This is a genomic window from Streptantibioticus silvisoli, assembly GCF_027947535.2.
Lineage (GTDB): Bacteria > Actinomycetota > Actinomycetes > Streptomycetales > Streptomycetaceae > Streptantibioticus_C > Streptantibioticus_C silvisoli.
The window spans coordinates 92119-117709 of the sequence record NZ_JAAGKO020000002.1; the positions used below are offsets into that span (position 1 = coordinate 92119).

Genomic DNA, 25591 nt, shown 5'->3' on the forward strand with positions numbered 1-25591 from the left:
GGAGGTCCCGGTGACGACACGTGGAGTTCTGTTCGTGCACTCCGCACCACGCGCGCTGTGCCCGCACGTCGAGTGGGCGGTGGCGGGCGTACTGGGTGTGCGCGTCAGCCTCGACTGGATCAGGCAACCCGCCGCGCCCGGAACCTGGCGTGCGGAGGTGTCCTGGCACGGTGAGGCCGGCACGGCGTCCAAACTGGCGTCCGCGCTGCGCGGCTGGAACATGCTGCGGTTCGAGGTGACCTCGGAACCCACCGCCAACGCCGAGGGCGAGCGCTACAGCAGCACCCCCGAACTCGGTATCTTCCACGCCGTCACCGGCCTGCACGGCGACATCCTCATCCCCGAGGACCGCCTGCGCGCCGCCCTCGCGAGAGCCCGCGGCGGCGAGGCCGACCTGGAGGCCGAAGTCGCCAAGCTCCTGGGCAAGCCCTGGGACGACGAACTGGAGTCCTTCCGCTATGCGGGCGAGGGCGCACCGGTGAGATGGCTGCACCAAGTGGTCTGACGCACGAGCGGGCGCAGTGGCCGCCGGAGCGCAGCGAGGGCGTCCGCGGAGTCCGTGAGCAGGAAGATCACGCGTTGAGGGGTGTGGTCTGACGCACGAGCGGGCGCAGTGGCCGCCGGAGCGCAGCGAGGGCGTCCGCGGAGTCCGTGAGCAGGAAGATCACGTGTTCAGGGGTGTGGTCTGACGCACGAGCGGGCGCAGTGGCCGCCGGAGCGCAGCGAGGGTGTCCGCGGAGTCCGTGAGCAGGAAGATCACGTGTTCAGGGGTGTGGTCTGACGCACGAGCGGATGGCTTGGCCGCCGGAGCCGCCGAAGTCCACGGAGTGCGCGGTGGCCTGACGCACAGACGGACGACACGCGGACGCGACGGACGCCGGAGCGCGCCGCAGGCGCGGGGCGGTTCCGCCGCCCGGGCCGTACGCGCCCGCGCTACCGGTGTCCGACCGGATCGGTACGCCTCCGCGCGACCGGCCTCTCACCCCGGGTGCCGTCGGACGCTCCGGCACCACGGCACGTAGCGTGAGCGCATGACGCAGAAGATCACCGTAGCGGTCCTCGGGACCGGAGTCATGGGTGCCGCGATGGCCCGCAACCTCCTCAAGGCCGGTCACCACGTCACCGTCTGGAACCGCACCCGGGCGCGGGCCGAGCCGCTCGTCGCCGACGGGGCCCGGATCGCCGAGGACCCGGCGGACGCGGTCCGGGACGCGGATGCCGTCCTCACGATGATGCTGGACGGTCCCGCCGTGCTGGAGGCGGTCCGGTCCGCCGCGCCCCAGCTGCGGCCGGGCGCGGTCTGGGTGCAGTCGAGCACGGTCGGCCCGGAGGGCCTGGCGCCGCTGGCCGCGCTCGCCACCGAGGCCGGCGTCCACCTGGTCGACGCGCCGGTGCTGGGCACCAGGGCGCCGGCCGAGCAGGGGCAGTTGCAGGTGCTGGCGGCCGGGCCGCGGGAGGCCAGGCCGGTCGCCGAGCTGGTCTTCGACGCGATCGGGCAGCGCACGGTGTGGCTGGGCGACGACCCGGCCGAGGCCGCCGCCAGCCGGCTGAAGCTGGTCGTCAACAGCTGGGTGCTGTCCATCATCAACGGCACCGCGGAGGCGCTCGCGCTGGCCCGGGGGCTCGGCGTGGATCCCGGGGAGTTCCTTGGGCTGCTGGAGGGCGGCAGCCTGGACTCGCCGTACCTGCGGATGAAGGCGAAGGCGGTGCTGGCCGAGGACTGGACCGCCAGTTTCCCGCTGTCCGGCGCGGCGAAGGACGCCCGGCTGATCGCCGGGGCGGCGGAGCGCTGCGGGGTGCGGCTGGACGTGGCCGAGGCGTCCGCCCGGCGGTTCGCCCGGGCCGTGGAGCAGGGGCACGGCGACAAGGACGCCGTCGCCACGTATCTCGCCAGCTTCGACGACTGACACCGCGACCGCCCGGGGCCGGCACCGCGAAGCCCGAGGCCCCGGCCGCGTGACGGCGGCCGGGGCCTCGGGGACGTGTGGGCGGATCAGATCGTGCGGAAGGCGAGCACGACGTTGTGGCCGCCGAAGCCGAACGAGTTGTTCAGCGCCGCGATCGGGCCGGCGGGCAGTTCGCGCGGCTTGTCGAGGACGACGTCGGCGTCGATGGCCGGGTCGAGGTTGTCGACGTTGATGGTCGGCGGTGCGACGCGGTGGTACAGCGCGAGGACGCTCGCAACCGTCTCGATGCCGCCGGCGCCGCCCAGCAGGTGGCCGGTCATCGACTTGGTCGCCGAGATGGCCATGTGGTCGACGTCGTCACCGAACACCCCGCGCAGCGCCTTGACCTCCGCCACGTCACCCTGCGGGGTCGAGGTGGCGTGCGCGTTGACGTGGACGACCTCGGCGGGCTTGAGGTCGGTCAGCGCCAGCAGGTTGGTCAGCGCGGCGGAGATGCCCCGGCCGGTCGGCTCGGGCTGCACGATGTGGTGGGCGTCGGCCGACAGGCCCTGGCCGACCGCCTCGCAGTACACCCGGGCCCCGCGCGCGGCGGCGTGCTCGGCCGACTCCAGCACGACGATGCCGGCGCCCTCGCCCAGCACGAAGCCGTTGCGGTCGACGTCGAACGGCCGTGAGGCGCCCTGCGGGTCGTCGTTGTTCTTCGACATCGCCATCATGTTGGCGAACGCGGCGATCGGCAGCGGGTGGATCGCCGCCTCGGTGCCGCCGGCCACCACGACGTCGGCCCGGCCGGTGCGGATCATCTCGACCGCGTAGCCGATGGCCTCGTTGCCGGAGGCGCAGGCGCTCACCGGGGTGTGCACGCCGGCCCGGGCGTTGAACTCGATCCCGACGTTGGCCGACGGGCTGTTGGGCATCAGCATCGGCACGGTGTGCGGCGAGACCTTGCGGACGCCCTGGTCGCGCAGGACGTCGTACTGGCCCAGCAGTGTGGTCACGCCGCCGATGCCGGAGGCCACGACGGTGCCCAGCCGTTCGGGGGCCACCGAGCCCTCCTCGCCGGCCTTGCCGGTGAAGCCGGCGTCGGCCCACGCCTCCAGGGCCGCGATCAGCGCGAACTGCGCCGAGCGGTCCATCTTGCGGGCCCGCGGCCGCGGAATGACCTCTTCGGGTTCGACGGCGACGCGCGCCGCGATCCGGACCGGCAGCTGGGCCGCCCAGTCCTCCGTGAGGTGTCCCACGCCGGAGCGGCCCGCGAGCAGGCCCTCCCAGGTCGATGCGCTGTCGCCACCCAGGGGTGTGGTTGCGCCGATACCGGTGACGACCACGGTGTGATTGGTCGCGTTCACAGGAATTCTTGTCTCCACGTATCGAGGGTGAAGGCAACGCGGGCCACGCTCACTGGGTGGCGACGACGCGTCGACCTGAGGTCACCGAGGGATGGCGGTCCCTCAGTCCTCCTGGTGCTCCAGGATGTAGCTGACCGCGTCGCCGACGGTCTTGAGGTTCTTGACGTCGTCGTCCGGGATCTTCACGCTGAAGCGCTCCTCGGCCGCGACGACGACCTCGACCATGGACAGCGAGTCGACGTCCAGGTCGTCGGTGAAGGACTTGTCCAGCTCGACGTCCTCGGTCGGGATGCCCGCGATTTCGTTGACGATCTCGGCGAGACCGGTGAGGATCTCTTCCTTGGTGTTGGCGGCCATGACGGCGCTCCTTCGGTGATGGTGCGGTGTGTTGCGTTGGCGGTAACGGCCGGTCCGCGTAAGGGCGGCGCGGCCGTTGGTATCAGGGGAGGGTGACGACGGAGGCCGCGTAGACCAGGCCCGCGCCGAACCCGATGACCAGGGCGGTGTCGCCGCTCTTGGCCTGGCCGGAGGCGAGCAGCTGCTCCATGGCCAGCGGGATGGACGCCGACGAGGTGTTGCCGGCGGTGGCGATGTCCCGGGCCACCGCGACGTGCTCCGGCAGGCCGAGCGCCTTGATCATGGAGTCGATGATCCGCATGTTGGCCTGGTGCGGGATGAACGCGTCGAGCTGGTCGGCGGTGACGCCGGCCGCGTCCAGCGCCTGCTGGGCGACCTTGGCCATCTCGTAGACGGCCCAGCGGAAGACCGCCTGGCCCTCCTGGGTGATGGCCGGGAAGCGCACGTCGGTGGCGGCGCCGCGCTCGCGGTAGGCCTCCCACGAGACGGTCTGGGTGATGATGTCGGCCTTGTCGCCCTCCGAGCCCCACACGGTGGGGCCGATGGCCGGCTCGTCGGACGGGCCGACCACGACCGCCCCGGCGCCGTCGCCGAACAGGAACGCGGTCGCCCGGTCCTCCAGGTCGGTCAGGTCGCTGAGCCGCTCGACGCCGATGACCACGACGTAGCGGGCCGAACCCTCGGTGATCATGCCCTTGGCCAGCGTCAGGCCGTAGGTGAAGCCCGCGCAGCCGGCCGAGATGTCGAACGCGGCGGGCTTGCCGGCGCCGATCCGGTGGGCGATCTCGGTGGCGATGGCCGGGGTCTGCTTGAAGTGCGAGACGGTCGCGATGATGACGCCGCCGACCTCGGCGGCGTCGATGCCCGCGTTGGCGATCGCCTTGCCGGCCGCGGCGACCGACATCTCGGCGACCGTCTCGTCCTCGTTCGCCCAGTGCCGGGTGGCGATGCCGGAACGCGACCGGATCCACTCGTCGGAGGAGTCGATGTGCTGGAGGATCTCCTCGTTCGGCACCACGCGGGTCGGGCGGTAGCCGCCGACACCGAGGATCCGCGCGTACGCGGCGCCCTGGCCCGGCTTGATCTTCGCGGTCATTGCGGTGGGACTCCTCAGGTTATTCGGCCGGAACGGGCTGCGACGGACCGGGCGCGACCGGGCCGTCCCCGGAACCGGTGAGGTCACCACCGTGCTCCGCGACGATCTCGCGGGCCGTTTCGATGTCGGCCGGCGTCTTGAGCGCGAGCGTCCTGACACCCTTCAGGGCGCGCTTGGCCAGTCCCACCAGGGTACCCGCCGGCGAAACCTCGATCATCGCGGTGACGCCCAGCTCGGCGAACGTCTCCATGCACAGGTCCCAGCGCACCGGGTTGGCGACCTGGTCGACCAGCCGCCGCACGATCTCCTTGCCGCCGCCGACCACCTGGCCGTCGGCGTTGGAGATGTAGCGCAGCGCCGGCTCGGCCACCGGGACGGCCGGCACGAGCGCCTGGAGGGCGGCGACCGCCGGGGTCATGTGCTCGGTGTGGAACGCGCCGGCCACCTTCAAGGCGATCACCCGGGCGCCGCCGGGCCGCGCGGCGGCCAGCGCCGCCAGCTGCTCGGTGGTGCCGGCCGCCACGATCTGGCCGGCGCCGTTGGTGTTGGCCGGGGTCAGGCCCAGCTCGGCCAGTCCGGCGAGCACCTCCTCGGGGTCCCCGCCGAGCACCGCGGACATGCCGGTCTCGGTCACCGCGGCGGCCTCGGCCATCGCCTGGCCGCGCCGGCGCACCAGCGCCATCGCCGACTCGGCGCTGAGCACGCCGGCGACCACGGCGGCGGTGATCTCACCGACACTGTGGCCGGCCACCGCGCCGATCGCGCCGCGCGCCTGTCCGTCGTCGGGGAAGAGCACGCCGGAGCTGACCAGTCCCGCGGCCACCAGCAGCGGCTGGGCGACCGCGGTGTCGCGGATCTCCTCCGCCGTCGCCTCGGTGCCGTAGTGGACCAGGTCCAGGCCGGCGACCGCCGACCACCAGTGCAACCGGTCGGCCACGCCCGGGAGTTCGAGCCAGGGGTTGAGGAAGCCAGGAGCCTGGGCACCCTGGCCGGGAGCTACGAGTACGAGCACCTTCCAACTCTCTCTCGCGCGAGGTGCTCACCGCCCCCGGGGACAGGGACCAAGAAAGGTCGGGTGCTTTGTCGGTGTCCCACAAAGCGCGCGGTGAACGGTCAGCGCGGGGAGGTGCCCGGGGAGAGCCGTCCGAGGATCAGGGCGATCCGCAGGGTGAAGGCGGAGCGCACGTCGGAGGGCGACCATCCGGTGACGTCGGTCACACGTCGCAGCCGGTAGCGCACGGTGTTGGGGTGGACGAAGAGCATCCGCGCGGCGCCCTCCAGCGAGGACGCCTGCTCCAGATAGACGCTCAGCGTCTCCAGCAGCGCCGACCCGGCCTCTTCCAGCGGTCTGTAGATCTCCTCCACCAACTGCTCGCGGGCCGCCGGATCTCCCGCCATCGCCCGTTCGGGCAGCAGGTCGTCCGCCAGCACCGGGCGCGGCGCGTCCGGCCAGGCCGCGCAGGCCCGCAGTCCGGCCGCCGCGGCCTGCGCGGACCGGCCGGCCGCCAGCAGGTCGCCGACCACCGGGCCGGCCACCACCGGGCCGGCCGCGAACGGTCCGATGAGGTCCTTCGCGGCCCGCAGCGGGTCGCCGGAGCCGCCGGCCACCACGACCAGCCGGGTACCGAGCACCCCGGTCAGCACCTGGAGCCTGGCGTGCCGGGCGGCCCGGCGGATCGCCTCCACCGTCAGCTCGCTGTCGCCGTCCGGCGCGGTGCCGAGCACCACGGCCACCTGGTCGGGCGACCGCCAGCCGAGCGCGGCGGCCCGGGACAGCACGCCCTCGTCCGCCTCGCCGGACAGCACCGCGTTGACCACCAGCGACTCCAGCCGGGCGTCCCAGGCGCCGCGTGCCTCGGCGGCCTGCGCGTAGACCTGCGCGGTGGCGAACGCGATCTCCCGGGCGTAGACCAGCAGGGCCTCGCGCAGTATCGACTCGTCGCCGGGGGCCGCGACCTCGTCGATGGCCGCCTCGACGACCTCGATGGTGGTGCGCACCATCTCCACCGTCTGGCGCAGCGAGATCGCCCGGGTCAGCTCGCGCGGCGCGGTGCCGAAGACGTCGGTGCTGATCGCCTGCGGCGCCTCCGGGTGGCGGAACCACTCGGTGAACGCCGCGATGCCCGCCTGGGCCACCAGGCCGATCCACGACCGGTTCTCCGGCGGCATGGCCCGGTACCAGGACAGCTGCTCGTCCATCCGGGCGATCGCCGCCGCCGACAGCCGGCCGGAGGACTTCTCCAGCCTGCGCAGCGTCGCGCTGTGCGGATGCCCCTTCAGTGCGGCGGCGTCCGCCATCGGTGTGGGTGGCGTTGGCTTGGACGGAGTCGATTCGGGCACAGGACAAGCCTGCCTCATCGCCGGTGCGGCGCGCCGCCCGGCCCAGTGACTGGACACCGGATCGCCGTGCGCTACGGCCGGGCCGCGGCGGGCAGCGACCACAGCAGGTAGGCGGTGTCCGGCGCGTCCGGCTCGGCCGTCAGCTCCTCGGCGCCGGTCAGCCGGGCGGCGTCGCCGGGTTCGAGCCGGGGGCCGTCGGGGAGGGTGCCGTCCGGCCCGGTGCCGCCCAGCCGGACGGCGCCGCCCAGCACGTGCAGGTAGCCGAACGGGGCCGCCGGCACCGCGAGCCGCTCGCGGGCGACGGTGAGCGTGGCGCCGGGCAGCCGCGGCGGGCGGACCGGCGGGCCGTCCGGGCCGAAGGTGCCGTGCGCGGCCGGGCCGCCGGTGCGGGCGGGCTCCAGCCACATCTGCACGAAGCGGCACGGCCGGCCGGCGTCGGCGTTGGCCTCGGTGTGCCGTACCGCGGCGCCGGCGCTCAGCCACTGGCCGCTGCCGGCCGGGACGACCGTGTGGTGGCCGGCGTCGTCACGGTGTTCCAGGGCGCCCTCCAGGACCCAGGTGACGATCTCGACCTCGCGGTGGGTGTGCTCGGCGAACCCGGCGCCCGGCGCGAGCCACTCCTCGTTGCAGGCGGTCAGCGGGCCGTGCCGCAGGTTGCCGGGGTCGTAGTGGCCGCCGAAGGAGAACGCGTGGCGGGTGGTGATCCCGGCCGGCGGGTCGCCGCCGTGGTGGCGCCGGCCGGCGCGGGTGACGTCGATCACGGCTACCGCAGTTCCGCGAGCACCGCGTCGGTCAGCTTCGGCCACAGCGGCAGCGCCCAGGGGCCGAAGTCGCGGTCGGTCAGGCAGACGCAGGCGGCGCCGGCGACCGGGTCGGCCCACAGGAAGGTGCCGGACTGGCCGAAGTGGCCGAAGGTCGCCGGGGAGGACGAACCGCCGGTCCAGTGCGGGGACTTGGAGTCGCGGATCTCGAAGCCCAGCCCCCAGTCGTTGGTGGGCTGGTTGCCGTAGCCGGGCAGTACGCCGCGCAGGCCGGGGAAGGCCACCGAGGTCGCCTCGGCGTGGGTGGCCGGCGCGATCAGCCGGGGGGCGAGCAGTTCGGCGGCGAACCGGGTCAGGTCGGCGACGGTGGAGACCGCGCCGGAGGCCGGCGAGCCGGCCAGCTCGCTGTCGCGCATCCCCAGCGGTTCGAGCACCGCCTCGCGCAGGTAGGCGGTGAACGGTATCTCGGTGGCCCGCTCCACGTGGTCGGCCAGCACCTCGAACCCGGTGTTGGAGTACAGCCGCCGGTCGGCGGGCTTGGCCATCACCCGGTCGTCGTCGAAGGACAGCCCGCTGGCGTGCGCCAGCAGGTGCCGCACCGTCGAGCCCTCCGGGCCGGCCGGCTCGTCGAGCTCGACGGCGCCCTCCTCGACGGCCACCAGCACCGCGTAGGCGGTCAGCGGCTTGGTGACCGACGCCAGGGCGAAGCGGTGGGTGACCGGGCCGTGCGATCCGGCCACCGTCCCGTCGGCCCGCACCACCGCCGCCGCGGTGGTGGTGACCGGCCACTCCTGCATCAGGCGCAAGCTCTCCATGACCGCCGAGCGTATCGGCACCGGCCGGGCCGCAGGTCGCCGCCCGGCCACGGCGGCGGGGCCGGCTTGCCTAGAGTGCGCTCAAGGTATTTAGCGTGGAGACGCCGGCTGGACGGCAGGGAAGGCGGTAGCGCATGACGGTCACCGACACACCGGGCGCCACGGGCCGCGCCCGCACGGTCCCCAAGCCGGTGCGGGCGACCATCGGCCGGCCCCGGCCGCAGGCGCGGGACCAATACACCATCAGTGAAGTCGTCGCCTACACCGGCCTGAGCGCGCACACTCTGCGCTGGTACGAGCGGATCGGCCTGATGCCGCACATCGACCGCACGCACACCGGCCAGCGCCGCTACAGCGACCAGGACCTGGACTGGCTGGACTTCGTCGCCAAGCTGCGGCTGACCGGCATGCCGGTGGCCGACATGGTCCGGTACGCCGAACTCGTCCGCGAGGGCGGGCACACCTACCGCGAGCGGCTCGAACTGCTCGTCGCGCACCGCGAGGACGTCCGGCGCCGGGTCGCCGAACTGCGTGACACCCTGGGCGTCCTCGACTTCAAGATCGATTTCTACGCTGGTGCCGAACCGGCGCCGGAGAGGCACTGATCACTTCATGACCACCGAGAAGATCGCCACCGTCCCGCTCGGCACCGACGGCCCGCCGGTCGGCGTGCAGGGCCTGGGCTGCATGGGCATCAGCGAGTTCTACGGGGACACCGACGAGGCCGCCGCGCGCGACACCCTCGAAGCGGCGCTGGAGGCCGGCGTCACGCTGTTCGACACCGCCGACATCTACGGCAGCGGCGCCAACGAGGAGTTCCTGGCGCCGTTCGTCGCCGCGCACCGCGACGCGATCACGCTGGCCACCAAGTTCGGCATCAAGCGCAAGGCCGACGACCCGCACTACCGCGGCATCGGCAACGACCCGGCGTACATCCGCCAGGCCGTCGACGCCAGCCTGAAGCGGCTGGGCACCGACGTCATCGACCTGTACTACATGCACCGCCGCGACCCCTCGGTGCCGCTGGCCGACGCGGTCGGCGCGATGGCGGAGCTGGTGGCGGCCGGCAAGGTGCGCCACCTGGGCCTGTCGGAGGTCACCGGCGAGGAACTGCGCGAGGCGCACGCCGTGCACCCGATCGCCGCGCTCCAGTCGGAGTGGTCGGTCTTCAGCCGGGACGTGGAGATCTCCGCGGTCGGCGCCGCCGCCGAGCTGGGCGTCGCCCTGGTGCCGTACTCCCCGCTCGGCCGCGGCTTCCTGACCGGGTCGTTCGCCGATGCCGGCTCCGAACTCGCCGCGAACGACTTCCGCCGCTTCCAGCCGCGGTTCACCGGTGAGAACGCCAAGGCCAACGGCGCGCTGCTCCAGCCGCTGCGCGACATCGCCGCCGCGCACGACGCCACCGCGGCGCAGATCGCGCTGGCCTGGGTGCACAGCCGCGGCCGGGTCCACGGCCTGAGCGCGGTCGTGCCGATCCCGGGCACCCGCAAGCGCTCGCGGCTGCTGGAGAACACCGCGGCGAGCCGGATCACCCTGACCGCCGCCGAACTGGCGCTGCTGGAGCCGCTGGCCGGCCAGGTGGCGGGCGACCGCTACCCGGACATGTCCAGCACCTCGGCGGCCCGCGAGAAGAGCTGACCGCACGCCGGGCGGGCGCCGCTCAGCCCCGCCCGGCGTCCTTCGGCCCGGCGGCGTCGAAGGCACGGACCAGCCGTTTGGGCGCGGTGGAGCGCCAGGCCTCGGTCAGCAGCTCGCGCAGCTCGTCGGGGCCGATCCGCTCCAGCGCGACGCGCACCCAGCCGAACCGGCCGACGTAGGGCGCCACGGAGAACGTCAGGGGGTCGGCGGCCAGGAGTTCGGCCTGCTCCTCCTTGGCCGCCTTCACCGTCACGTGCGCCGAGCCGGGCGAGCCGACCGCGAACATCTTGTCGTTGACCCGCAGGGTGTGGTCGCTGCCCCAGGTGACGCGTTCCTCGGCCGACGGCAGCGCCAGGCCCGCCGCCAGGAACTCCTCGTAGCTCACCACTGGTCGCTGCCTCCAACGCTCCGTCAGGCCGTGCTCGTGCCCGCCGCGCAGTCCGCGTCGTCGGACGCGCACCGCACCGCGGCGTACCGGCCCAGCGCTATCCGGGTGAAGTTGCGCAGGCTCTCGGTGCCGGCGGCGAAGTAGCCGGTGTGCTGCTGGGCGCCGGCCGCCGAGATGATCCGGGCGCCGAAGGCGGGGGAGACCGGGTCGGCGCCGTGGCCGACGCCGGCCACCTCCACGTACGGCACGTCCTGGATCCAGTCGGTGGCGTCGCGGGCGGCCCACACCCGGGCGCTGGTGTGCAGCGCGGCGACGTCGCGGGCCCGCATGCCGGGGCTGCCGTAGACCGCGATGTCGGTGACCTTCCGCTGCGGCAGCCGGGCGGCGCCCACCCCGCACAGCACCGAGCCGTAGGAGTGGCAGAACAGCTGGACGCTGGTGCGGGCCGGCAGCGAGCGCACCAGGGTGTTGAGCCGGACCGCGCCGGCCTCGGCCATCGTGCCGATGGAGGCGTCCAGGCCGATGCCCACCGGCGCGGTGTAGTCCGCCCAGGCGATGGTGGCGTACCCGCCGTGCGGGGCGGCGTCGTGCTCGGAGGCGTACAGCGCCCGGGCCATGCCGTCCGGGGTGGAGTACGGCTTGACGCTCTTTTCGAACGTCATGACGTCGGTGTCCACCCCCGGCACCACGATCGCGGTGCGGCGGGCGGTGTCGAGGTCGCCGAAGACCTCGGCGACCCGGCCCTGGCCGCTGGGGTCGAAGGCCAGGATCTGCCGTCCGGGGGCGGCCAGGTCGGCGTACCGGTCGGCGAGCTTCAGCGCGCTGACCCGGCCGTCCTGGGTGAGGTCGACCGCGTGCGAGCGGTGCAGCTCGTCGGTCCGCGCCTGCCGCAGGGCGGTGCGGTTGGCCCGGTAGCGCAGGGTCACCGGGGCGCCGGCCAGGTTGCCGACCACCAGCGGGTAGCGGTCGGCGAGCCGGCGGCGCTGGGTGGCGGTCAGCCCGGCGAAGAACCTGCCCACGGCGCCGGCCGTGCTGTGGTCGGGGTTGGGCAGCCGGCGGCCGGCCACCGATCCGTGCAGCCAGGCGGAGACCGCGGCGGCCCGCGGGTCCTGGGGAGGTCTTTGGTGGCGCATGGCCGTCCAGCCGCTCGTGGCGAGCAGGACGAAGACCACCATCACGGCCAGCGCGGCTCGCCCCGGCGAGGTCAGGTCCTGCGCTATGACGCGCAGCCAGTACCAGCCGAGGGAACGCGGGGAGGGGGGAGCGCCAACGCGCTCGTCGAAGAGATTCACCGCTGGCCACGATAGGAGACTTTCGTGGGAGGTCGTGAATCCGGTGACGTACGTCACGTTTGCTCGCTCGTGAACGGTGCCTGGCTGGCGCGAAATCACCGCTCGCTGTCCAATTTTGACAACATGTGGGGTAATTTACCCCGCTGTCAAGGCCGCGTCACGAAGCCCGCCAGCCGCCGAGCAGTTCGGGTCCGAAAACCGCGAGATGCCGCTCCAGACTGCGGCGCATCGTCTCCGGACTGACGTCCGCGTGCTGCCCCCAGGCCTGCGAGGCGGTGCGCACCACCCCGCTGAAGGCGGCCACCAGCACCTGCGGGCGCAGGTCGGTGCGCGGGTCGAGGCCCTCCCGGCGGGCGACCACCTCGGTGATGCGCTGCTCCAACTGGGCCTGGCGGCGCAGCCGGACGGCCAGCAGCGCCGGGGTGGACTCCACCACCTGGTACATCCGCATGTGCAGTTCGGCCGGTACGAGTTCGTGGACGGCCGCGAACAACTCCTGCCAGGTCTCGCGGATCGCGCCGCGCAGCGCCTCCATCGGCGCCTCGTGCGCCGGGCGGTCCCGCACCGCCGCCACGTAGTGCTCCTCGACGATCTCGTCCACCACGAAGGCCGCGTCCTCCTTGCCGGCGAAGTACCGGAAGAACGTGCGCTGCGAGACGTCGACCCGGTCCGCGATGGCGTCGACGGTGGTGGCCTCGTACCCCTGGGTGGTGAACAGCTCCATCGCGGCGCGGGCCAGTGCGCCCCGGGTGCGCTGCTTCTTGCGTTCGCGCAGGCCGGTGACGCAGGACGGAGCGCGTCTCCCGGCGCCTGGAACGGTGTTGGTCATGGCCTCTCTTCTCCCTGTGCGCCACCCGCTGTGTGTGACACATCTGTCAGTGACCGGCAAGTGAACATGTTAGTCAATTGTCAGCGACTGACATAAACTCCCCGCATGACCCAAGCCTCCACCATCGCCGACCGCGCCCCGGACGGGACCAAGCCCCGCTCCCCGCTGCGCGGCCACCCCTGGCTCACTCTCTTCTCGGTAGCGATCGGCGTGATGATGGTGGCGCTGGACGCCACCATCGTCGCGGTCGCGAACCCGGCCATCCAGGAACACCTGCACGCCTCGCTCGCCGACGTGCAGTGGATCACGAACGGCTACCTGCTCGCGCTCGCCGTCACCCTGATAACCGCCGGCAAGCTCGGCGACCTGTTCGGCCACCGCCAGACGTTCCTGATCGGCATCGCCGGCTTCGCGCTCACCTCCGGCCTGATCGGACTGTCCCACGGCGTCACCGCCGTCATCGCGCTGCGCGTCTTCCAGGGCCTGTTCGGCGCCCTGCTGCAACCCGCCGCCCTCGGCCTGCTGCGCGCCACCTTCCCGGCGGAGAAGCTCAACACCGCCATCGGCATCTGGGGCGCGGTCATCGGCGCCTCCACCGCGGCCGGCCCGATCATCGGCGGCCTGCTGGTCGAGCACGCCAACTGGCAGTCGGTCTTCTACATCAACGTCCCCGTCGGCGCGATCGCCCTGGTCTTCGGCCTGCTGGTGCTGAAGGACCAGCGCGCCGCGAACGCGCCGCGCTCCTTCGACATCCCCGGCATCGTCCTGCTGTCCAGCGCGATGTTCTGCCTGATCTGGGGCCTGATCAAGGCCCCCGCGTGGGGCTGGGGCGACGCCGGCACCCTGATGTTCCTCATCGGCGCGGTCGTGCTCTTCGCGGCCTTCGGCTTCTGGGAGACCCGGTCGGCCGAACCGCTCATCCCGCTGGGCCTGTTCCGCTCCGTGCCGCTGACCGCCGGCACCGTGCTGATGGTGCTGATGGCCTTCGCCTTCATGGGCGGGCTGTTCTTCGTCACCTTCTACCTGCAGAACGTGCACGGCTTCAGCCCGGTCTCCAGCGGCGTCCACCTGCTGCCGCTCACCGGCATGATGATCGTCGGATCGCCGGTCGCCGGCATGCTCATCACCCGGTGGGGCCCGCGCATCCCGCTGGTCGGCGGCATGCTGTTCACCACCGTCGCCATGATCGGCATGTCCCAGCTCACCCCGGACACCGGCAGCGGCGTCACCTGCCTGTGGTTCGCGCTGCTCGGCCTCGGCCTCGCCCCGGTCATGGTGGGCGCCACCGAGGTCATCGTCGGCAACGCCCCGCTGGAACTGGCCGGAGTGGCCGGCGGACTCCAGCAGTCCGCCATGCAGGTCGGCGGCAGCCTGGGCACCGCCGTCCTCGGCGCGATCATGGCCGCCCGGGTCGACCACCTCCTGCCGCACAACTGGGCCGCCGCCCACCTGCCCGCGATGTCCGCCGCCCAGCAGGCCCAGGCCTCCGGCGCGGTCTCCGTCGGTGTCGCCCCGGTGCCGCCGAACACCACCCCGGCCGCCGCCCGGCTCATCACCGGCGTCGCCCACCACACCTTCGTCTCCGGCATGACGCTGTCCTTCGGCGTCGCCGCCGCGGTCGCCGCCGTCGCCGCGGTCGTCGCCGTCTTCACCAAGCGCGGCGCCAACGCCGACGCGGCCCCCGGCGGCGCGCACATCTGACGCCACCCGGCGGGCTGATCGTCCGACATATCACCGCCGTGCGGGGGTAGACGCCGCGTCGAGGCCGTTGGACGACCTTATGGAGGCAGACATGGCGGGCTTTGGACACAGCGGACGCGGGACGGGCGGCAACCCGGTCGACCGGATCGACCCGGACACGCTGGGCATCATCGGGATCATCTGCGCGGTCGCCGGCTTCTTCACCTTTGGCATCCTGCTGGGCCCGGTCGCCATGGTGGCCGGCTGGTTCGCCATGGGCCGGCGGTGGACCGGGTCGCGCCACGTGGCCGCCCTGGTGGCGGTCGTGCTGGGCGCCCTCGACCTGCTGCTGTCCTTGGTGGCCCTCGCCGGAGCCGGCCGCACCGGGCTGCTGTAGGCCGCGGGCGCCGGACTTCTGCGGCGACCCCCCGCAGAACCGACGCGGCCCCCGCCCGGGAGAACCCGGGACGGGGGCCGCTTCGTACGGGCGCCTGGCCCGTCACACTGTCAGACGGTCATACCGCAGGACACCGTCAGACGGTCACACCGCAGGCGGTACGCGTCACGCGTCGCCGCCCGCCGCGCCCGGGTCGGCCGCGGTGACGTCGAGCAGCTGGTAGCGGTCGATCGCCTGCTTGAGCACCGACCGGTCCACCTTGCCCTCCTTGGACAGCTCGGTCAGCACCGCCAGCACCACCGACTGCGCGTCGATGTGGAAGAACCGGCGCGCGCCACCGCGGGTGTCGGCGAAACCGAACCCGTCGGCGCCCAGCGACTGCCAGGTGCCCGGCACCCAGCGCGCGATCTGGTCCGGTACCGACCGCATCCAGTCCGAGACCGCCACGAACGGCCCCTCGCTGCCCTGGAGCTTCGTCGTCACGTACGGCACGCGCTGCTCCTCCTCCGGGTGCAGCAGGTTGTGCCGCTCGACGTCGACCGCCTCGCGGCGCAGCTCGTTCCAGGAGGTCGCCGACCACACGTCGGCCCGCACGTTCCACTCCTCGGCGAGCAGGCGCTGCGCCTCCAGCGCCCACGGCACCGCGACACCGGACGCCAGGATCTGCGCCGGGATCGCCCCCGCACGGCCCTCCTGGTAGCGGTACAGGCCCTTGAGGATGCCTTCGGCGTCCACCGCCTCCGGCTCGGCCGGGTGCTGGATCGGCTCGTTGTAGACGGTGAGGTAGTAGAAGACGTCCTCACTGTCCTCGCCGTACATCCGGCGCAGGCCGTCCTGCACGATGTGCGCGATCTCGAACCCGAACGCCGGGTCGTAGGCCACGCACGCCGGGTTGGTCGACGCCAGCAGCTGCGAGTGGCCGTCCGCGTGCTGCAGGCCCTCACCGGTCAGCGTGGTGCGGCCCGCGGTGGCGCCCAGCACGAAGCCGCGCGCCAGCTGGTCACCCATCTGCCAGAACTGGTCACCGGTGCGCTGGAACCCGAACATCGAGTAGAAGACGTAGACCGGGATCAGCGGCTCACCGTGCGTGGCGTACGACGAGCCCGCCGCGATCAGCGACGCGGTGCAGCCGGCCTCGGAGATGCCGTCGTGCAGCATCTGCCCGTTCGGCGACTCCTTGTACGCCAGCAGCAGCTCGCGGTCGACCGACTCGTACGTCTGGCCCAGCGGGTTGTAGATCTTCGCCGACGGGAAGAGCGAGTCCATGCCGAACGTGCGGTACTCGTCCGGCGCGATCGGCACGAAGCGCTTGCCGATCTCCTTGTCCCGCATCAGGTCCTTCAGCAACCGCACGAACGCCATCGTGGTGGCGATCGACTGGTGCCCGGAGCCCTTCTTCACCGACGCGTAGGCCTTCTCGTCCGGCAGCGCCAGCGGCTTGGCCCGCACGATCCGGCTCGGCACGTAGCCGTGGTGCTCCTTGCGCCGGTCGTGCATGTACTGGATCTCCTCCGAGTCGCGGCCCGGGTGGAAGTACGGCGGCGAGCCGCCCTCCAGCTCCTTGTCCGCGATCGGCAGGTGCAGGCGGTCGCGGAACCTCTTGAGGTCCTCGACCGTGAGCTTCTTCATCTGGTGGGTCGCGTTGCGGCCCTCGAAGTTCGGCCCGAGGGTCCAGCCCTTGACCGTCTGCGCCAGGATGACCGTCGGCTGGCCCTTGTGCTCCTTGGCCGCCTTGTACGCCGCGAAGATCTTGCGGTGGTCGTGGCCGCCGCGGCCCAGGTGCAGCACCTGGTCGTCGGACATCCCCTCGACCATGGCGCGCAGCCGGTGGTCGCCGCCGAAGAAGTGCTCGCGGATGTACGAGCCGGTCTCGGTGGCGTACGTCTGGAACTGCCCGTCCGGGGTGGCGTTGAGCTTGTTGACCAGCACGCCGTCGCGGTCCTGGGCCAGCAGCGGGTCCCAGCTGCGGTCCCACACCAGCTTGATCACGTTCCAGCCGGCGCCGCGGAACTGCGACTCCAGCTCCTGGATGATCTTGCCGTTGCCGCGCACCGGGCCGTCGAGCCGCTGGAGGTTGCAGTTGACGACGAACGTCAGGTTGTCCAGGCCCTCGCGGGAGGCCAGCGACAGCTGGCCGAGCGACTCCGGCTCGTCCATCTCGCCGTCGCCCAGGAACGCCCACACGTGGCTGTCCTCGGTGTCGGCGATGCCGCGCGCGGTCAGGTAGCGGTTCATCCGCGCCTGGTAGATCGCGCCGAGCGGGCCGAGGCCCATGGAGACGGTCGGGAACTCCCAGAAGTCCGGCATCAGCCGCGGGTGCGGGTAGCTGGACAGGCCGTAGGGCGCCTTCGACTTCTCCTGGCGGAACGCGTCCAGCTGCTGCTCGCTGAGCCGGTCCAGCAGGTAGGCGCGGGCGTAGATGCCCGGGGAGGCGTGACCCTGGAAGAAGATCTGGTCACCGCCCTTGCCGTCGTCCTTGCCGCGGAAGAAGTGGTTGAAGCCCACGTCGTACAGCGAGGCCGAGGAGGCGAAGGTGGCGATGTGGCCGCCGACCCCGATGCCGGGACGCTGGGCGCGGGAGACCATGACCGCCGCGTTCCACCGGGTCGCGTTGAGGATCTTGCGCTCGATCTCCTCGTTGCCGGGGAAGAACGGCTCGTCCTTGGTGGCGATGGTGTTGACGTAGTCCGTGCTGCGCATTTCGGGGACCGCGACGCGCTTCTCGCGGGCCCGCTCGATGAGGCGGAGCATCAGGTAGCGGGCGCGCTCGCGGCCGCGCTCGTCGATGGCCGCGTCGAGCGAGTCGAGCCATTCCGCCGTTTCCTCGGGATCAAAGTCCGGGACCTGGCTGGGAAGGCCGCCAATGATGATCGGGTTGCGATCTGATCCGGAAGCCACGCTGTTCCTTCGCTGATAGGTCTTGCTCTTTTGTGTCGCGCCGCCTCCATCGTGTACCGCCGGTCCGAGATCCGTCATCTCTACCGTGCGGTAACCACCACTGCGTGATACACGTCGGGCCGGGGACGGGGTGGGCCACCTGGCAACTTTACGCCCCTGTGGGGCGGCTCCCGAGGGAGCCCGGCACGGTCGGCCCAACCCGGGATACCCTCGGTAGGGTCAGCGCGCGGCAAATGGGTAAAATTGCCCGTGACCCAGGTCACAGGCTGTCGGGTCCGTTGGGGCGGCAGCGCCCCAATAGTCATCGTTTCGGCGATCTCGGCAGCCCGGTACTTGCGCGATCCGCCCGGTCCGTGTGGACTACGGCCACGGTCCCGCGTCACGCGGGGCCGAAGAAGACACCCCAAGACAGGAGGCAATCCGTGAGCGCGACCGCGGACCACGCGGAGGAGCGGACCAACCCGGCGAGCCGGTTGGGATTCCAGCCCGGACAGGTGGTCCAGGAGATCGGTTACGACGACGACGCCGACGAGGAACTGCGTGAGGCCATTGAGGAGCTCACCGGTACCGAACTCGTCGACGAGGACTACGACGACGTGGCCGACGCGGTACTGCTGTGGTTCCGTGACGAGGACGGCGACCTGACCGACGCGCTGGTGGACGCCACCACGATGATCGACGACGGTGCCTTCGTCTGGCTGATGACGCCGAAGACCGGCCGTGACGGCTATGTCGAACCGAGTGACATCGGTGAGGCGTCGGCCACCTCCGGCCTGGCCCAGACCAGCAGCATCAGCGCTGCGAAGGACTGGTCGGGCACCCGCCTCGTCACCCCGAAGACCGCCAAGTCCGGCAAGCGCTGAGACGCGGCAACCCCCCACATCCGATATCTCCGGCGTACCCCCGGCGGGCCCTGTGCCCGGCGGGGGTCTGCCGCGCCCGGGGCCGTGTACCCGGCGCCAAGGGGTGGTGACACACTGGCACCGACCTGACCGCCCCCGTCGAAGGGACACCCCCGCATGGCCATCGAGGTCGGCACCAAGGCCCCGGAATTCGAGCTGAAGAGCCAGCACGGCGAGACCGTCAAGCTCTCCGACTTCCGCGGCGAGAAGCACGTCGTCCTGCTCTTCTACCCCTTCGCCTTCACCGGGGTGTGCACCGGCGAGCTGTGCGCCCTGCGCGACGAGCTGCCGAAGTTCGTCAACGACGACGTCCAGCTGCTGGCCGTCTCCAACGACTCCCCGTTCGCGCTGCGCGTATTCGCCGAGCGCGAGGGCCTGGACTACCCGCTGCTCTCCGACTTCTGGCCGCACGGTGCGGCCTCCCGCGCCTTCGGCGTCTTCGACGAGGACAAGGGCTGCGCGGTGCGCGGCACCTTCGTCATCGACAAGGAGGGCGTGGTCCGCTGGAGCGTCGTCAACGCCATCCCGGACGCCCGCGACCTCAACGACTACGTCAAGGCGCTCGGCGACCTCTGAGCCGCCCCGGCCGTTCCCCGCGGCGCGAGGCATCGCTGCCGCGTTCGCGGGGAAGCGGTCATTAGGATCGTGGCGTCGGCGTCACGAGACGTCATACGTACCGCGGGGGCGCACCGGTGACGTTCCCCGAGACCGTGGGAGGAACCGTGGGAGTCAGCCTCAGCAAGGGTGGCAACGTCTCGCTGACGAAGGAGGCGCCGAATCTCACCGAGGTCCACGTGGGCCTGGGCTGGGACGCGCGCACCACCACCGGCAGCGACTTCGACCTGGACGCCAGCGCCCTGCTGACCGGCGAGGACGGCAAGGTCCTGTCCGACCAGCACTTCGTGTTCTTCAACAACCTCACCAGCCCCGACGGCTCCGTCGAGCACACCGGTGACAACCTCACCGGTGAGGGTGAGGGCGACGACGAGGTGATCAACGTCAACCTCACCTCGGTCCCCGGCGAGATCGCCAAGATCGTCTTCCCGGTCTCGATCTACGAGGCCGAGACCCGCCAGCAGAGCTTCGGCCAGATCCGCAACGCCTACATCCGGGTCGTCAACCGCGCCGACGGCAACGAGCTGGCCCGCTACGACCTGACCGAGGACGCCTCCACCGAGACCGCCATGGTCTTCGGCGAGCTGTACCGGCACGGCGCCGAGTGGAAGTTCCGCGCCATCGGCCAGGGCTACGCCTCGGGCCTGCGCGGCATCGCCCAGGACTTCGGCGTCAACGTCTGAGTCGGCCGGCGCCCGGCCCCGCCCGACGCCTTCTCCGCCCCCGCGGCGCCGCGTAACGTCTCTGGCGTGCGGCGCCGCAGGCGTAGGCGGACGTGGCGCCGGGCACGAGCACGTTCCACGCACCACCGGGGAGGAAGCAGTCATGGGTGTCACGCTCGCCAAGGGGGGCAACGTCTCCCTCAGCAAGGCAGCGCCGAATCTGACGCACGTCATGATCGGCCTGGGCTGGGAGGCCCGCTCCACCACCGGCGCCGAGTTCGACCTGGACGCCAGCGCCATGCTGTGCGCCGCCGGGCGGGTGCTGGGGGATGAGTACTTCATCTTCTACAACAACCTCAAGAGCCCGGAGGGCTCGGTCGAGCACACCGGCGACGAGCTGGTCGGCGGCACCGGCGGCGACGACGAGACGGTCATCGTCGACCTCACCGCGGTCCCCGAGCGGGTCGACAAGATCGTCTTCCCGGTCTCCATCTACGACGCCGAGACCCGCGCCCAGACCTTCGGCCAGGTCAGCAACGCCTACATCCGGGTCGTCAACCAGGCCGACGAGTCCGAACTCGCCCGCTACGACCTGTCCGAGGACGCCTCCACCGAGACCGCGATGATCTTCGGCGAGCTGTACCGCTACAACGGCGAGTGGAAGTTCCGTGCGGTGGGCCAGGGGTACGCCTCCGGACTGCGCGGCATAGCCCTCGACTTCGGCGTCAACGTCTCCTGACGGCGCGCGGTCGCTGCGGGGTGCGCCCCTGAGGTTTCCCAGGGGTCATGGGAACGTAATCAGGGGACCTTCAGGGTAGCCATCCGGGCAGGTGGGCCTAGACTTCGGGTCAACGGTTAGCAAAACTGCGCGGAAAGCACCGCGGGGGAACCTCAAGGATTGGATCGACTGTGCTGTTCCGTACATTCGGCTGGTCGTTGGCCATCACGGTGGTCGGCCTGGTCTTCGCCGGACTGGTCTGGGGGTGGACCGGGCTCGCGGTGGTGGCGATCCTGTCCGTGCTCGAAGTCTCCCTGTCCTTCGACAACGCGGTGATCAACGCGGGCATCCTGCGCAAGCTGAACGCCTTCTGGCAGCGCATCTTCCTCACCGTCGGCGTGCTCATCGCGGTCTTCGGCATGCGGCTGCTCTTCCCGATCGTCATCGTGGCGATCACCGCGAAGATCAGCCCGGTCGAGGCGGTGCGGGTCGCCATCGACCAGCCGGACCGCTACCAGCACCTGGTCACCAACGCGCACCCGGCGATCGCCGCGTTCGGCGGGATCTTCCTGCTGATGATCTTCCTCGACTTCATATTCGAGGACCGCGACATCCGCTGGCTCGGCTGGCTGGAGAAGCCGCTGGCCAAGCTCGGCAAGCTCGACATGCTCTCGGTGGTCGTCGCCCTGATCGCCCTGCTGGTCGCCGCCGTCACCGTGGCCACCGCCGTCCCGCTGGACGGCGCCCACGGCACCGTGGACAAGACCGCGACGGTGCTGCTGGCCGGCGTCGGCGGCATGATCGCGTACCTGATCGTCGGCGGCATCTCCGGTTACTTCGAGGACCAGTTGGAGGACGAGGAGGACGACGGGGACGACGGCGAGCAGCCGGCCGGGCAGGACGGGCCGCAAGCGGCGGCGGGCGCCGACGGCGGCCGCAAGAACGGCAAGTCGATGGTCGGCCTGGCCGGCAAGGCGGCGTTCTTCGTTTTCCTCTACCTGGAGGTCATCGACGCCTCGTTCTCCTTCGACGGCGTCATCGGCGCGTTCGCCATCACCAACCAGATCTTCCAGATGGCGCTCGGCCTGGGCATCGGCGCGCTCTACATCCGGTCCCTGACGGTCTACCTGGTCCGCAAGGGCACCCTGGACGACTACGTCTACCTCGAACACGGCGCGCACTACGCGATCGGCGCGCTGGCTGTCATCCTGCTGGTCACCATCAAGTACGAGGTCAACGAGGTCGTCACCGGCCTGGTCGGCGTCGTGCTGATCGCGGCCGCTTACTTCTCGTCGGTGGTGAGAAACCGCCGTCACGGGGAAAACTCCGGAGAGCCGGGGGAGCGGACCGAGGTCACGTCGGGGGTCTGATCCGCCGGCGGCGCAGTGACGACAGGGCGACGGCATCGGCCCGGCCGGACCCCCGCGAGCGGAACGACCGCTCGCGGGGGTTCCGCCGTGCCAAGGGGAGGACCACGGCATGGCATCGGTGTGGGAATTCATGCGGAGCGGCAACTCGCCGACGCAGTTCGACGTCGGGACCGCGGGCACGGTCACGCTGACCAAACGCCGTCAGGCGGTCTCGCTCGGCGGACAGGGCTCGGCCGGCGGCAGCCTGCGGGTCAACCTCAGCTGGCAGATGCGCACCTCCGACTTCGACGACCGGCGCGGCGGTCCGCTGCTCAGCCGGCCGCTGTCGTTAAACCTGTTCAAGCCCCAACTGGTCCAGGCGCAGGGGCCGGCGATGGTCAACGTCGACCTCGACCTGGCCTGCATGTACGAGCTGACGAACGGCACCAAGGGTGTCGTGCAGCCGCTGGGCGACTTCCTGGGCAGCTTCAACGAGGCGCCGTACATCCAGCTCAGCGGGGACGACCGGTTCGGCTCGGCGTCCGGCGAGACCATGCACATCAACATGGACAAGAAGGAGGAGTTCCGCCGCCTGCTGCTGTTCGTCTACATCTACGACGGCACGCCCGCCTTCGACCGCACCCACGCCGTCGTCACGCTCTACCCCAGCAGCGGCCCCAGCATCGAGATCCCGCTCAACGAGCGCGCCCCGCAAGCGCGTTCGTGCGCGGTCGTGCTGATCGAGAACCGCAAGGGCGAGCTGTTCGTGCGCCGCGAGGTGCGCTACGTCTACGGTTTCCAGTCCGAGCTGGACCGGCTCTACGGCTGGGGCCTGAACTGGGGCCGCGGCTACAAGCCGAAGACCTGACCGGCCCGCCGGACGGCCGCGGCACCGCCCGCCGCGGCCGTGCTCACTGCGCCCGGCGCTGGAACTGCGGCCCCTGCGGCGGCAGCGCGAACGCCGGCGCCTGCGGGGCCTGTTGCGGCTGCTGCTGGGGCACCGGCTGCGTGGTCTGCGGGTAGCCGTAGGCGGGGTGCGGGGGGTACCCGTAACCGTCCTGCGGCGGCGCCGGCTGCGGTGCCTGGAGCGGTGCCTGCTGCGGCGCCTGGAGCGGGTAGCCGTACCCGCCGGGAGCCTGCTGGGGGTACCCGTAGCCGCCCGGGGCCGGCGGCGGATAGCCGTAACCGCCGTAGGCCGGCGCGGACCCCGGCACGGCGGCCGGCGGCGCGGTCGGCGAGGCGGTCGGAGGGGCGGTCGGCGGTGCGGTCTGCGGCGTGGCGGAGGCCGCCGCCGCGGCCGGTGCGGTCGACGGCATCGGCGGGACGACGGGTGCCCGCGGCGGCACCGGGGAGGCCGGCTCGCCGGCGCCGGGCGCACCGGAGTCCGGCACCGGTACCGGTTCGGACGCGCGCGCCGACAGCCCGGTCCCGGAGGACGCCCAGCCGCTGTCCCCGCCGGCCCCGGAGGCGTGGTCCGCCGCACCGGACGCGGGCCGGCCGTCCGCGGCGTCGCCCGCGTCGTCGTCCTCGATCAGGATGCCGAACTCGGTCGCCAGGCCCACCAGGCCGTCGGCGTACCCCTGGCCCAGGGCGCGGAACTTCCAGCCGTCGGCGCGGCGGTACAGCTCGCCGCAGATGAGGGCGGCCTCCTCGCCGGTGTCCGGCACCACGTCGAAGGCGGCCAGCGGTTCGGGGCCGGCGCCCGGGGTGCCGTCGAGCAGCAACACCCGCAGGCCCACGACCTGCCCGAACGTGCCGCCGTCCGCGGAGGCGGCCAGCACCACCCGGTCCACCGACGCCTCCAGGCCGGCCAGGTCCACCTCGATGCTGTCGGTCAGCCCGTCCTCGCCCTGCTGCTTCGGGCGGTGCCGTACCCGGCCGGAGGGATGCCGGGGCTGGTTGTAGAAGACGAAGTCGGCGTCGGAGCGCACCCGCCCGTCGGCGCCGAGCAGCAGTGCCGAGGCGTCGACGTCCGGCACGGCGGCGCCGGAGGACCAGCTCAGCACCGCCCGCACCGCGCCGGCGTCCACCGCGACGTTGGACCCCTTCACCATCTCGTGCGTCATGCCTGTCATCCTGCCTGTTGACCGTGGTCGGGAACAACGCGGGGACCGGATCGCCGAACGGAACCGGACCGGCGCACGGATGCGGAAACCTGTGCCGAAGAGGTTACGAGAAATTCATATGTGATGGTAAAGAGTGCATCACACGCGTGCGTACGATGACCGCCACGCGTCGTACCGCGTGCCCCGCCCGGCCACCGGCGCCACGACGCACGTCGTCGCACGGTCCGGCCGGACGGGAGCCGCGGCCGCGAACCCGGACCGGCCCCAACCGGCCCGCACCGTCGGTCGGACCCGTCCGCGAGGTCCGCGTCCCACCCACACCTCCGGGGAGCCGTATGCGCCATTTCGGACACCTCGCGCCCGGTGAGCGCGACGTGTTGTTCCACCGGGAGCCCGCCGAGTTCGGCGCCGACTCCCCGGTCCAGCTGCTGTCCATGGCACTGGGCGCGACCCTCTACAGTCCGGCCACCCGTCCCCGGCTCGCCGACGACGTGCGCAAACAGGCCGGGTCCGGCGTGGTGTCCATGGTGCTGTGCCTGGAGGACGCCATCGACGACACCGAGGTCGAGGCCGCCGAGGCCAACCTCGTCGTCCAGCTCACCGAACTGGCCCGGTACGGCACCGACCGGCTGCCCCTGCTGTTCGTCCGGGTCCGCAACCCCGGACAGATCGGCTCGCTCACCGGCCGGCTCGGTCCGGCGGTCGGCACGCTGACCGGATTCGTGCTGCCGAAGTTCACCGAGGACAGCGGCGTGCCCTTCATGGAGGCCATCGCCGCCGCGGAACGGGCCTGCGGCCACCGGCTGCTGGCCATGCCGGTGCTGGAGTCGCCCGGCCTGGCCCACCTGGAGAGCCGCACCGGGACGCTGCGCGGCATCGCGCGCACCCTGGAGAGGTACCGCGACCGGGTGCTGGCCGTCCGGCTCGGCGTCACCGACCTGTGCTCCGCCTACGCCCTGCGCCGCGCCCCCGACATGACCGCCTACGACGTCGGCGTGATCGCCTCCGTCATCGGCGACGTCGTCAACGTGCTGGGCCGCGCCGACGGCACCGGCTACACCATCACCGGCCCGGTGTGGGAGTACTTCCCGCAGCAGGAACGGATGTTCGCCACCCGGCTGCGGCACAGCCCGTTCGAACCGGACGCCGAGGAGTTGCGCACCACGCTGCTGGAGCACGACCTCGACGGCCTGCTGCGCGAGGTCGCCCTCGACCGGGCCAACGGCCTGCTGGGCAAGACCTGCATCCACCCCTCGCACGTCGCCACCGTGCACGCCGTCTCCGTCGTCACGCACGAGGAGTACTGCGACGCGGCCGACATCCTGCGCGAGGAACACGGCGGCGGAGGCGTGCTGCGGTCCGCCTACACCAACAAGATGAACGAGGTGAAGCCGCACCGCGCCTGGGCGCTGCGCACCATGCGCCGCGCCGAGGTGTTCGGGGTGGCCCGGCCGGACATCACCTTCGTGGAACTGCTGGCCGCCTGCGGCCGTGCCGCCTCGGCGATCGCGGTGACCGCGTGACGACCCCGC

General features: G+C 72.0%; 25 protein-coding genes. 13 read left to right on the top strand and 12 right to left on the bottom strand.

Annotated elements, in window-relative coordinates; all coding sequences use genetic code 11:
- Positions 1 to 10 precede the first annotated feature (10 nt).
- Both POF43_RS01975 and POF43_RS01980 read left to right on the top strand, forming a co-directional pair.
- Positions 11 to 505: a DUF3145 domain-containing protein gene (locus POF43_RS01975; RefSeq protein WP_271312663.1), complete on the top strand. Its 495-nt coding sequence runs from the start codon at positions 11 to 13 to the stop codon at positions 503 to 505.
- A gap of 526 nt (positions 506 to 1031) precedes the next feature.
- Positions 1032 to 1907 (top strand): NAD(P)-dependent oxidoreductase, encoded by an 876-nt coding sequence (locus POF43_RS01980; protein ID WP_271312662.1) that lies wholly within the window; start codon positions 1032 to 1034, stop codon positions 1905 to 1907.
- An 86-nt stretch (positions 1908 to 1993) separates the two neighbouring features.
- Here the strand turns inward: POF43_RS01980 and fabF are convergent, their stop codons facing one another.
- The 7 genes from fabF to POF43_RS02015 form a co-directional block, all read right to left on the bottom strand.
- On the bottom strand, positions 1994 to 3256 hold the full coding sequence (gene fabF, locus POF43_RS01985; RefSeq protein ID WP_271312661.1) for a beta-ketoacyl-ACP synthase II: 1263 nt from the start codon (positions 3254 to 3256) through the stop codon (positions 1994 to 1996).
- A gap of 102 nt (positions 3257 to 3358) precedes the next feature.
- Positions 3359 to 3613, bottom strand: a complete 255-nt coding sequence (locus tag POF43_RS01990; protein WP_271312660.1) for an acyl carrier protein — start codon at positions 3611 to 3613, stop codon at positions 3359 to 3361.
- Positions 3614 to 3695: 82 nt separating this feature from the next.
- Entirely contained in the window at positions 3696 to 4709 is a 1014-nt protein-coding gene (locus tag POF43_RS01995) for a ketoacyl-ACP synthase III (protein ID WP_271312659.1), read from the bottom strand.
- A 19-nt stretch (positions 4710 to 4728) separates the two neighbouring features.
- A complete protein-coding gene (locus POF43_RS02000) occupies positions 4729 to 5721 on the bottom strand; it encodes an ACP S-malonyltransferase (RefSeq protein ID WP_271321989.1) in 993 nt (330 codons plus the stop codon).
- A gap of 101 nt (positions 5722 to 5822) precedes the next feature.
- Positions 5823 to 7007, bottom strand: coding sequence for a PucR family transcriptional regulator (locus POF43_RS02005; RefSeq protein ID WP_271312657.1), 1185 nt, complete (start codon positions 7005 to 7007; stop codon positions 5823 to 5825).
- A 113-nt stretch (positions 7008 to 7120) separates the two neighbouring features.
- On the bottom strand, positions 7121 to 7810 hold the full coding sequence (locus POF43_RS02010) for a pirin family protein (protein ID WP_271321990.1): 690 nt from the start codon (positions 7808 to 7810) through the stop codon (positions 7121 to 7123).
- Between the two features lie 2 nt (positions 7811 to 7812).
- Positions 7813 to 8625, bottom strand: coding sequence for a serine hydrolase domain-containing protein (locus POF43_RS02015; protein ID WP_271312655.1), 813 nt, complete (start codon positions 8623 to 8625; stop codon positions 7813 to 7815).
- Positions 8626 to 8759: 134 nt separating this feature from the next.
- Between POF43_RS02015 and POF43_RS02020 the strand changes: the two genes are divergently transcribed.
- Together POF43_RS02020 and POF43_RS02025 are read left to right on the top strand one after the other, a co-directional pair.
- Complete coding sequence (locus tag POF43_RS02020) at positions 8760 to 9230, top strand: MerR family transcriptional regulator (RefSeq protein WP_271312654.1); 471 nt, start codon at positions 8760 to 8762, stop codon at positions 9228 to 9230.
- A 7-nt stretch (positions 9231 to 9237) separates the two neighbouring features.
- On the top strand, positions 9238 to 10263 hold the full coding sequence (locus POF43_RS02025; protein ID WP_271312653.1) for an aldo/keto reductase: 1026 nt from the start codon (positions 9238 to 9240) through the stop codon (positions 10261 to 10263).
- 22 nt (positions 10264 to 10285) lie between these two features.
- Here POF43_RS02025 and POF43_RS02030 read toward each other — a convergent pair whose 3' ends face one another.
- The 3 genes from POF43_RS02030 to POF43_RS02040 all read right to left on the bottom strand — a co-directional run bounded on the left by POF43_RS02030 (position 10286) and on the right by POF43_RS02040 (position 12772).
- A complete protein-coding gene (locus tag POF43_RS02030; RefSeq protein WP_282698453.1) occupies positions 10286 to 10648 on the bottom strand; it encodes an MmcQ/YjbR family DNA-binding protein in 363 nt (120 codons plus the stop codon).
- Positions 10649 to 10674: 26 nt separating this feature from the next.
- Positions 10675 to 11943, bottom strand: a complete 1269-nt coding sequence (locus POF43_RS02035) for an alpha/beta hydrolase (protein ID WP_271321991.1) — start codon at positions 11941 to 11943, stop codon at positions 10675 to 10677.
- Between the two features lie 157 nt (positions 11944 to 12100).
- On the bottom strand, positions 12101 to 12772 hold the full coding sequence (locus POF43_RS02040; protein WP_271312650.1) for a TetR family transcriptional regulator: 672 nt from the start codon (positions 12770 to 12772) through the stop codon (positions 12101 to 12103).
- A gap of 105 nt (positions 12773 to 12877) precedes the next feature.
- Here POF43_RS02040 and POF43_RS02045 point away from each other — a divergent pair, with 105 nt between their 5' ends.
- Together POF43_RS02045 and POF43_RS02050 are read left to right on the top strand one after the other, a co-directional pair.
- Positions 12878 to 14473, top strand: a complete 1596-nt coding sequence (locus POF43_RS02045; protein WP_271321992.1) for an MFS transporter — start codon at positions 12878 to 12880, stop codon at positions 14471 to 14473.
- A 91-nt stretch (positions 14474 to 14564) separates the two neighbouring features.
- A complete protein-coding gene (locus POF43_RS02050; RefSeq protein ID WP_271312648.1) occupies positions 14565 to 14849 on the top strand; it encodes a small hydrophobic protein in 285 nt (94 codons plus the stop codon).
- 165 nt (positions 14850 to 15014) lie between these two features.
- Here POF43_RS02050 and aceE read toward each other — a convergent pair whose 3' ends face one another.
- Positions 15015 to 17747 carry a pyruvate dehydrogenase (acetyl-transferring), homodimeric type gene (gene aceE / locus POF43_RS02055; RefSeq protein ID WP_271321993.1) on the bottom strand — a complete coding sequence of 911 codons (2733 nt, stop codon included), beginning with the start codon at positions 17745 to 17747 and terminating at the stop codon, positions 15015 to 15017.
- A gap of 422 nt (positions 17748 to 18169) precedes the next feature.
- On the opposite strand from aceE, the gene POF43_RS02060 reads away from it, so the two are divergent.
- From POF43_RS02060 to POF43_RS02085, 6 genes are all read left to right on the top strand, one after another.
- Positions 18170 to 18610, top strand: a complete 441-nt coding sequence (locus POF43_RS02060) for a DUF3052 domain-containing protein (protein WP_271312646.1) — start codon at positions 18170 to 18172, stop codon at positions 18608 to 18610.
- Positions 18611 to 18766: 156 nt separating this feature from the next.
- The gene (locus POF43_RS02065) at positions 18767 to 19225 is read left to right on the top strand and encodes a peroxiredoxin (protein WP_271321994.1); all 459 of its coding nucleotides are present in this window, start codon (positions 18767 to 18769) and stop codon (positions 19223 to 19225) included.
- 146 nt (positions 19226 to 19371) lie between these two features.
- Positions 19372 to 19947 carry a TerD family protein gene (locus POF43_RS02070; protein WP_271312644.1) on the top strand — a complete coding sequence of 192 codons (576 nt, stop codon included), beginning with the start codon at positions 19372 to 19374 and terminating at the stop codon, positions 19945 to 19947.
- A gap of 142 nt (positions 19948 to 20089) precedes the next feature.
- Complete coding sequence (locus POF43_RS02075; RefSeq protein WP_271321995.1) at positions 20090 to 20665, top strand: TerD family protein; 576 nt, start codon at positions 20090 to 20092, stop codon at positions 20663 to 20665.
- A 170-nt stretch (positions 20666 to 20835) separates the two neighbouring features.
- The gene (locus tag POF43_RS02080) at positions 20836 to 22014 is read left to right on the top strand and encodes a DUF475 domain-containing protein (protein WP_271321996.1); all 1179 of its coding nucleotides are present in this window, start codon (positions 20836 to 20838) and stop codon (positions 22012 to 22014) included.
- Between the two features lie 109 nt (positions 22015 to 22123).
- Positions 22124 to 22861, top strand: a complete 738-nt coding sequence (locus POF43_RS02085; RefSeq protein WP_271312641.1) for a TerD family protein — start codon at positions 22124 to 22126, stop codon at positions 22859 to 22861.
- 43 nt (positions 22862 to 22904) lie between these two features.
- Here the strand turns inward: POF43_RS02085 and POF43_RS02090 are convergent, their stop codons facing one another.
- A complete protein-coding gene (locus tag POF43_RS02090) occupies positions 22905 to 24059 on the bottom strand; it encodes a TerD family protein (RefSeq protein ID WP_271321997.1) in 1155 nt (384 codons plus the stop codon).
- A gap of 335 nt (positions 24060 to 24394) precedes the next feature.
- On the opposite strand from POF43_RS02090, the gene POF43_RS02095 reads away from it, so the two are divergent.
- The gene (locus tag POF43_RS02095) at positions 24395 to 25582 is read left to right on the top strand and encodes an HpcH/HpaI aldolase/citrate lyase family protein (protein ID WP_271312639.1); all 1188 of its coding nucleotides are present in this window, start codon (positions 24395 to 24397) and stop codon (positions 25580 to 25582) included.
- Positions 25583 to 25591: the final 9 nt, after the last annotated feature.

Coding starts and splice junctions, on each gene's coding strand:
- POF43_RS02050 (WP_271312648.1), top strand. CDS start 14,565: ATGGCGGGCTTTGGACACAGCGGACGCGGGACGGGCGGCAACCCGGTC.
- POF43_RS02045 (WP_271321992.1), top strand. CDS start 12,878: ATGACCCAAGCCTCCACCATCGCCGACCGCGCCCCGGACGGGACCAAG.
- POF43_RS02095 (WP_271312639.1), top strand. CDS start 24,395: ATGCGCCATTTCGGACACCTCGCGCCCGGTGAGCGCGACGTGTTGTTC.
- POF43_RS02040 (WP_271312650.1), bottom strand. CDS start 12,772: ATGACCAACACCGTTCCAGGCGCCGGGAGACGCGCTCCGTCCTGCGTC.
- POF43_RS02085 (WP_271312641.1), top strand. CDS start 22,124: ATGGCATCGGTGTGGGAATTCATGCGGAGCGGCAACTCGCCGACGCAG.
- POF43_RS02025 (WP_271312653.1), top strand. CDS start 9,238: ATGACCACCGAGAAGATCGCCACCGTCCCGCTCGGCACCGACGGCCCG.
- POF43_RS02020 (WP_271312654.1), top strand. CDS start 8,760: ATGACGGTCACCGACACACCGGGCGCCACGGGCCGCGCCCGCACGGTC.
- POF43_RS02090 (WP_271321997.1), bottom strand. CDS start 24,059: ATGACGCACGAGATGGTGAAGGGGTCCAACGTCGCGGTGGACGCCGGC.
- POF43_RS01995 (WP_271312659.1), bottom strand. CDS start 4,709: ATGACCGCGAAGATCAAGCCGGGCCAGGGCGCCGCGTACGCGCGGATC.
- POF43_RS02005 (WP_271312657.1), bottom strand. CDS start 7,007: ATGGCGGACGCCGCCGCACTGAAGGGGCATCCGCACAGCGCGACGCTG.
- POF43_RS01980 (WP_271312662.1), top strand. CDS start 1,032: ATGACGCAGAAGATCACCGTAGCGGTCCTCGGGACCGGAGTCATGGGT.
- POF43_RS01990 (WP_271312660.1), bottom strand. CDS start 3,613: ATGGCCGCCAACACCAAGGAAGAGATCCTCACCGGTCTCGCCGAGATC.
- POF43_RS02075 (WP_271321995.1), top strand. CDS start 20,090: ATGGGTGTCACGCTCGCCAAGGGGGGCAACGTCTCCCTCAGCAAGGCA.
- POF43_RS02015 (WP_271312655.1), bottom strand. CDS start 8,625: ATGGAGAGCTTGCGCCTGATGCAGGAGTGGCCGGTCACCACCACCGCG.
- POF43_RS02065 (WP_271321994.1), top strand. CDS start 18,767: ATGGCCATCGAGGTCGGCACCAAGGCCCCGGAATTCGAGCTGAAGAGC.